The organism is Bacillus cereus group sp. BfR-BA-01524 (genome assembly GCF_022662595.1).
GTDB classification, from domain to species: domain Bacteria; phylum Bacillota; class Bacilli; order Bacillales; family Bacillaceae_G; genus Bacillus_A; species Bacillus_A thuringiensis_S.
Genome location: NZ_JAKUDW010000072.1, coordinates 20,544 through 27,094 on the forward strand (window position 1 = coordinate 20,544; position 6,551 = coordinate 27,094).

The window sequence follows — 6,551 nt, forward strand, 5'->3', positions numbered from 1 at the left end:
ACCTCTTTATAAGTGTTTATCATTATATTTATAAAATTTCATATTATTAACATAGGATTTCCATAAAATATGTCGAATAGTGGAATGTACAACTTAATTATATGAAATGTGAGGTAATCTATGAAAGATAATTCCGTGGAAATTCAGTTAAATAACGTAACATTCCAATTAAAAGAATATCATAATTTTGATTGGCTTATTAAATTAGGGACCGTATTTGCAGTTTTTGACCAACAAGATTCAGGTAATATAAGTTTTGGTATAGAAAAAGATGGTCATAAGAAATTTATTAAATACGCAGGAGCACAAACAATTGCATATGAAGGAACATCGGGTGATGCTATTGAAAGGCTAAAAAATTCAGTTACTATCTATGAAGAATTAAAGCATGACTCGCTCATAGGACTAATTGATCATTTGCCAGTTCAATCTGGATATGTATTAATTTTCGATTGGTTTGATAGTGAATGTCTTCATTCGCATTGGCGTTTCCCACCTCCTGAGAAATATAAAAATCCAAACTCTCCATTTTATAAATTTAGACATTTATCTGCTATAGAACGAATTCATTCCTTACATTCCATTTTTTCTTTCCATACTTATGTAGAAAAGAAAAACTATGTAGCGATAGATTTTTATGACGGTAGTATTTTATATAATTTCAATACAAACGAGACAAAAATTTGTGATATAGATTTATACAGTAAGAAACCTTACATAAATAAAATGGGTCGGCTTTGGGGTTCCTCCCGTTTTATGTCACCAGAGGAATTTGAACTAAACGCTATAATTGATGAAAGAACAAATGTATTTAATATGGGAGCAATGGCGTTCTCACTTTTAGGCGGTGAAAAAGATCGTTCCTTTATAAAATGGGAAGCAAGTAAGGAATTATATGAGGTAGCGTATCGTGCTGTAAATAACAATCGAGCAGAACGATATGCATCAGTTACAGAATTCTACGAAGCGTGGTTAAAAGCGGCTAATGCAGAAAATATATAACCTTAAATTATTAAAAGAAATATAGAGTTTATACTATACTTGTTTTGTTTTGTTTTGTTTTGTTTTGTTTTGTTTTGTTTTCTTTGCTATTGCAAACTTCAAAAAAGCTGCAAGTAGGAGGAGGAGCGGTATTCCCTGAATAAAGAGAAATCCTCCAAAAAAATCAAGCGTAGTGCTATATGGAGAGTCTGTTGCCATCACACCTATAAATAAAGCCATTGGACTTGTGAGTAGATTTATCCCTAAACAGATCATTATCAATGATAGATTTTCAGCCTTAATTTTTGATGAACCAGACAAGAAAAATAAAAATATCGCAGTACCAAATATAAGAAACAGTGTTACATAAAAACTTACCATTATATCCCTCCATGAATCTAATTGTACCATTAGCAAGGACAAATTTGAATAAATAGGATATTTATGTAAGTCAGATATAGTGTCTCTTTATCAGTGGCAAGAAAAAAGTGGATCCCTACTCTCTCACAAGGAATCCACTCTTTCTATTTCTACAACTCTATTTATATACGTTCCTCTTTTTGTCCTTACGAGAACTGCCATCACTAGATCATTAACATAATTATCTTTAGCGGAAGTTAAAGGTTTTTATTTTCTTGCTCAATTAAAGCACCTGTTAGTTAGAGATTATGGATAATTAATTTGAAAGTTTTTTATCTAAATACACCTTTTCTTTTGGAAAGCCAATCTTCTAAGGCATCTTCGTGTAGTTTTGTGAATAATTTTGGTATTTGGTCTATTGGGAAGTATTTTAAATCCAAAGTCTCAATACCATCTACAGTAAGTTCTCCACCAACTGGCTTACATTGAAAACAATGAGTGATAGTCTGAGCTTTATCTCCGTTCGGAAACTCACCAGAATATTTAGAGTAGACACCTATAAGATGTTCAACTTCAACATTTAATCCTGTCTCCTCAAATATTTCTCGTTTAGCGGTTTCTTCAAGAGATTCTCCAAGTTCCATAGCACCACCTGGAAGACCCCATTCATTTCTATCTCCCCGTTTTTGTAAAAGAATTTCATTTCGTTCGTTATAAACAATACCTCCAGCAAAATTAAGAAATATTAAATCATGCCCTACTTTTCCCCGGATATAACGAATGTAGTCCTTATTTGTAGTCATAAATTCCCTCCTAATTTATATATAAAATACAAATTAATTATATATAAAGATAGAAAAAAATAGTAAAAAAAATGATAATATTCCTTATTCTCATAAGGGATTTGCCCTTTACTTTTTATCAATCTATGCGTTTATTAACCATTTCTATTCTAATACCTTCATTTCCTAAATCCCCTTTCAAAATAAAGAGAACACCATTTCTTAAAACAATTTTATCGCAGTTCTAAAAATTGGTGTCCTCTAGTTTTCTAGCCGGACTATATTCTATTTTCAAGCCCATTTCTATCTCCCCATGAATAAAACTCAACGTTCTGTTTATACTACAACTACATCTAGAGACACATCACTGTTTAGAGCGGCTAGGTTTTGTTAGCTGCTCTTTTGTGTTTTACACAAATAAAATCAATAACTCAGCATATAATATCTATGTAGCTAGACTATTACCTCTGTATCGAGCAGTTAGGCTGGGCTAAATGCTCTTTTATTTATGACAAAATAAAACTTTTAAACAGAATTACTTTCGTATAACATTTTCACTCTCGCTTACACTATAACTGTAAATTTAAGTTACACATCTATTACTTATAGGGCCTAATTTTCTTTTGTGTAACAATTGGTTAGCTCATAAAGTTAACCAATTTGTTGCCTAAAATATTTTTTATTTCTCAATACTTAATACCTAGAATTAATTCTAATTTATTGGCATTAAACTATTGACATTGATTTTCCTCATATGCAATTTTTGAAAAGGCCTTTTCTCTCACATTAGGCTCTTTTATTTATTAAAAAAAGATTATTTTATATAGATTACTATAAGCATCCATAAAGCCAAAGCACCAATGATAGCGAGTACTATACGTGTAGATAGTATCCTTACTTCAAAGTCTGTTTTCTTGGAGGGTTCAGGATATGCAATTATGTAAATTCCCTTTAATAATGCAAGCCATGCAATAACCGTTAGGAATCCCTGCCAGTTGAATCCCCATACATTATGTAGAATTACAGTACCTAATCCTAGGAAAATCGATAGAAAACCATACATAATACCAAACCCTCTGTCTTCAACCACTAATTTTTTTAAGTCACGTAACACCGATGGACGGACGAATAGTATTCCCGATACGATAACCGTCATCCATCCCCAGAACAGTCCTAAAAAAGTACTAGTTTCCATTATTATTTCACTCCCCTCAATTATATTTATATTTCAGATATTCCTTCCTTTAGAACAATTCCAGCACTTTTCACATTTACAATAACTAAATATTCCCATCTTACCAGTTTTAAAATCTTCATTGTCATGACTATTAATAAGTTTATATCTTTGTATACATTTAGGTTATTTTAATTTACCCAACCAATTTCCTAGCATAAATTAATTCCTTTCCTCTAGAAGATACTCTTTCTATTCCCACCCTCTTAAGGATATATCGGAAAATATCTCCAATCATTGTAACGTGGTAGCTTGTTTTTCTTTAAACAAAAGGATTATTTTGTTTAAAAATTCATTCCAATTTATAACCACTATATTTTTCTTATATTTTCCATTAAAATTTAATAGCAATATTTTGATAACAAAGGAGCAACCTATGAAGCATAATATAAATCTATGGTCTTTTTTTTCATTCGTTTGCATTGCTTTTTTTCTTTTATATCTTGAAGTATGCACACCTGAAATGAATGCGTCGTTTATAAATATCGTTTATTTTCACCCTTTATTTTTTGTACTCATTTTTTCAATAGGAACTTTTTTTGCTGGTATTAAAGGATTCTCTAAAGCAGGTAATTGGATAGCAATGCTTAGAAGCATAGTAACAGTTCTGCTAACATTGTTATTATCAGTGTTTTTAACACTAACTTTAATCGTTGGTTATGCATTAAGTTAAACGTAATTCTTCACGAATAAAACTAAATATTACGTCAATACTATATATGACATTAGATTTTCTCCTTGTTCCCCCTTGGAGAAGAGCAGTTAGCTTTTGCTAACTGCTCTTATTTTCTACAATTGGTTTCATTTACCTGATGTATTTAACGTAATATTAAGTTACAATATAAACGAATAAAATATATTTGGCTGTTATACCATTACCCTAGGAAACTAGGGTTTTTATTTCTATAAAATAAAATTTTTATTTTAATTACTCACCCATAGTTTTATATTTTTCAAATATTCCATTCTTCCGGAGAGTATTTACTAGCTGCCTTATCGTTAATTCCGTTCTTCCTAATGCTAAAGCAATTCCCTTCATCTTTCCGAATCCATAATACTTACATATGTAGGCTAATTCTTTCGTTGTATACGGCTTCTTATGATTCGGATGGTAATCGGTTGGTACTTCATTCGGCCCTGCGCATCATATTGAACTTCCACCCTGATCACTTTCCTTTCAAATGAATTTTTTATTAAGCTACTTGATAAGCTTTACTAACCCATGATTCATCTTCGTCTGCATCAATCCGCAAAGAATATTTCTACCTTCAATTTCAAACCATTCTCCATTACGGCCGTCGCCTCAAATACTCCGCTTATATGATCAAATTTCTTGATATCCTCGTCCTCTAACATTCCGAATTCTTCTGGAAGACTATCGTAGAATTTTTCTACTGCATTTTCTAAATCATACTGACTTTTATATGTTTGTTCGTGAATTAACTGGACCTCCATTTTCATCCTCCTTTTCTAATAAAATAGCGTTTTTGTTTAGTTTCACTCTAAAAGTAAAATTTTCATTTTTTCATTCAACCAAGTTCATAAAATATTCTTTTCCCCCGATAAAATAATGATTAGGTGTCCCATGCGCATTTTATTCATTGGAAATAATACCTTTCACGTACTTACGTATTAGAAACTTCATTTCTGCTTCTTCTCCACTAGCAATTTTGTTCACTTTTTTGATACATTTATGAAACATTCACATGTTATCTTCAATATGTTCTATTCTTTTTGAAAAACCATGTGAGAATACCAAAATAAGAAGCCCTAGAACCCTAACTCTAGGGCTTCTTGTTTTCAAATAAGGATTTTGCTAAAAAACTACACATTTATTAAGAACATGCATAAAATATAATGTGGTATTCTTTTTCAATATTAATGTTTATCCGAGAGCGCCTTGAATGGCGCTCTTTAATTTCCAAATAACATTTTTAGATAATTACGAGAGCGGATTTTATTATGTTGTACAAGCACTACTTCACTTTATTAAATAGACTATATAGATATTTAAAAGAAGGGAGCTTTAAATTCACATGGCTGATTACTTTTATAAAGATGGTAAAAAATATTATAAAAACCAATCACATTCCAACAATCAAAAAAATAACTGTTTTATTGAAACTCATACGATAGCTGGTTCTGCAGAAAATGAAAATGGAAATATACCTGTGTCAGTTTTCCTTGAAACCACCGCTCCACAAACTGTATTTGAGGATTTTACAAACAATCATAACAAAACATTAATTCAGTTATTCGTTGTCGGTATGAGTGCACCCGTTCAAGTAACTATTCTAACAAGAAGATCTAGCGTACCAATTACTACTACATTACAACCTGTTCAAACAAAAATATTTCAAGTTGAAGATTTTCAAAGTCTTACTCTTACAAAGCAGGAAGGTTCTACTAGTGTAGTTAGTTTATTTGTTCAAAAAACATTTTGTATATGCTGTAACGATAATAATGATTCATGTGATGAATATTACCAAGAATGTAATTGATAGATTAAATCACCAGAAAAACCCTTTATATAAAGGGTTCTTTTCCTTTTACTCCCCTCATTTTCTCGTTTTTTATTAAAATAACGATTTTATTATGTTTCCTAACTTACAGTAATGTCCTTAAAAAACATTCATATATATTTATCAGATGCACTTTTAAATCCCAGAGTATCAAATACTTTTAAGAGTTGACTGACCAATAATATTCGAATTATCTTTAAAAACTTATTAAAAATAACTTAGATACAAAAAAGCTACGTTTTATATAGGATAAAAAATCATCTTACGTAAAGGAGCTTGATTATTTGTGAATTATCAAAATGATAACAACTCTAACATTCACAAACCTTGTTCTTGTCCATCTCCCACGGCTAACAGTTTAAATGTTGTTCAAACTACCCCATCAATAGTTTCTGTAAACTCTGCGATTCCACTAGATACTGTGGTAAATTCTAATGGCACGGCAATCTCATTCACACCACCAACAACTGTTTTACTTGAAGGTGGAAGAACCTATTTGGCAATCTATGAAGTGCAAGTTATCATTCAACCCGGAGGTAATTCGGCAGGTATCACTATGTATCTGAATAATAATCCAATCATTGGATCAGGTACTTCTCTAGGATATACAGCCGGATTCACTTCTGTATCAGCCCCCGCAATTTTCACTACACCTCCAGGTATAACAAGTAC

7 protein-coding genes and 2 pseudogenes are annotated in these 6,551 nt (G+C 31.3%); 4 read left to right on the forward strand and 5 right to left on the reverse strand.

Annotated features, from left to right (window positions below):
- Positions 1–120: 120 nt before the first annotated feature.
- On the forward strand, positions 121–1,002 hold the full coding sequence (locus MR170_RS22010) for a protein kinase family protein (protein WP_242309291.1): 882 nt from the start codon (positions 121–123) through the stop codon (positions 1,000–1,002).
- A gap of 33 nt (positions 1,003–1,035) precedes the next feature.
- On the opposite strand, the gene MR170_RS22015 is transcribed toward MR170_RS22010, so the two are convergent.
- From MR170_RS22015 to MR170_RS22025, 3 genes are all read right to left on the reverse strand, one after another.
- Positions 1,036–1,362, reverse strand: coding sequence for a hypothetical protein (locus MR170_RS22015; protein ID WP_242309292.1), 327 nt, complete (start codon positions 1,360–1,362; stop codon positions 1,036–1,038).
- A gap of 311 nt (positions 1,363–1,673) precedes the next feature.
- Positions 1,674–2,144, reverse strand: coding sequence for an NUDIX hydrolase (locus tag MR170_RS22020; protein ID WP_242309293.1), 471 nt, complete (start codon positions 2,142–2,144; stop codon positions 1,674–1,676).
- A 793-nt stretch (positions 2,145–2,937) separates the two neighbouring features.
- On the reverse strand, positions 2,938–3,318 hold the full coding sequence (locus tag MR170_RS22025; protein ID WP_063547426.1) for a hypothetical protein: 381 nt from the start codon (positions 3,316–3,318) through the stop codon (positions 2,938–2,940).
- Positions 3,319–3,733: 415 nt separating this feature from the next.
- Here MR170_RS22025 and MR170_RS22030 point away from each other — a divergent pair, with 415 nt between their 5' ends.
- Positions 3,734–4,030, forward strand: coding sequence for a hypothetical protein (locus MR170_RS22030; protein ID WP_242309294.1), 297 nt, complete (start codon positions 3,734–3,736; stop codon positions 4,028–4,030).
- 255 nt (positions 4,031–4,285) lie between these two features.
- On the opposite strand, the pseudogene MR170_RS32505 reads toward MR170_RS22030, so the two are convergent.
- Positions 4,286–4,518: pseudogene (locus MR170_RS32505) on the reverse strand (DNA-entry nuclease).
- A 32-nt stretch (positions 4,519–4,550) separates the two neighbouring features.
- Positions 4,551–4,812 (reverse strand): annotated as a pseudogene (locus MR170_RS22035) (hypothetical protein).
- 581 nt (positions 4,813–5,393) lie between these two features.
- On the opposite strand from MR170_RS22035, the gene MR170_RS22040 reads away from it, so the two are divergent.
- Complete coding sequence (locus tag MR170_RS22040; protein WP_000796393.1) at positions 5,394–5,858, forward strand: hypothetical protein; 465 nt, start codon at positions 5,394–5,396, stop codon at positions 5,856–5,858.
- Between the two features lie 307 nt (positions 5,859–6,165).
- A partial coding sequence (locus tag MR170_RS22045; RefSeq protein WP_242309295.1) for a hypothetical protein occupies positions 6,166–6,551 on the forward strand: 386 nt, incomplete at its 3' end.

What these genes read in the sequence shown, in the direction of transcription:
- MR170_RS22040 (WP_000796393.1), top strand. Translation starts at nt 5,394, where the DNA reads ATGGCTGATTACTTTTATAAAGATGGTAAAAAATATTATAAAAACCAA.
- MR170_RS22010 (WP_242309291.1), top strand. Translation starts at nt 121, where the DNA reads ATGAAAGATAATTCCGTGGAAATTCAGTTAAATAACGTAACATTCCAA.
- MR170_RS22030 (WP_242309294.1), top strand. Translation starts at nt 3,734, where the DNA reads ATGAAGCATAATATAAATCTATGGTCTTTTTTTTCATTCGTTTGCATT.
- MR170_RS22015 (WP_242309292.1), bottom strand. Translation starts at nt 1,362, where the DNA reads ATGGTAAGTTTTTATGTAACACTGTTTCTTATATTTGGTACTGCGATA.
- MR170_RS22020 (WP_242309293.1), bottom strand. Translation starts at nt 2,144, where the DNA reads ATGACTACAAATAAGGACTACATTCGTTATATCCGGGGAAAAGTAGGG.
- MR170_RS22025 (WP_063547426.1), bottom strand. Translation starts at nt 3,318, where the DNA reads ATGGAAACTAGTACTTTTTTAGGACTGTTCTGGGGATGGATGACGGTT.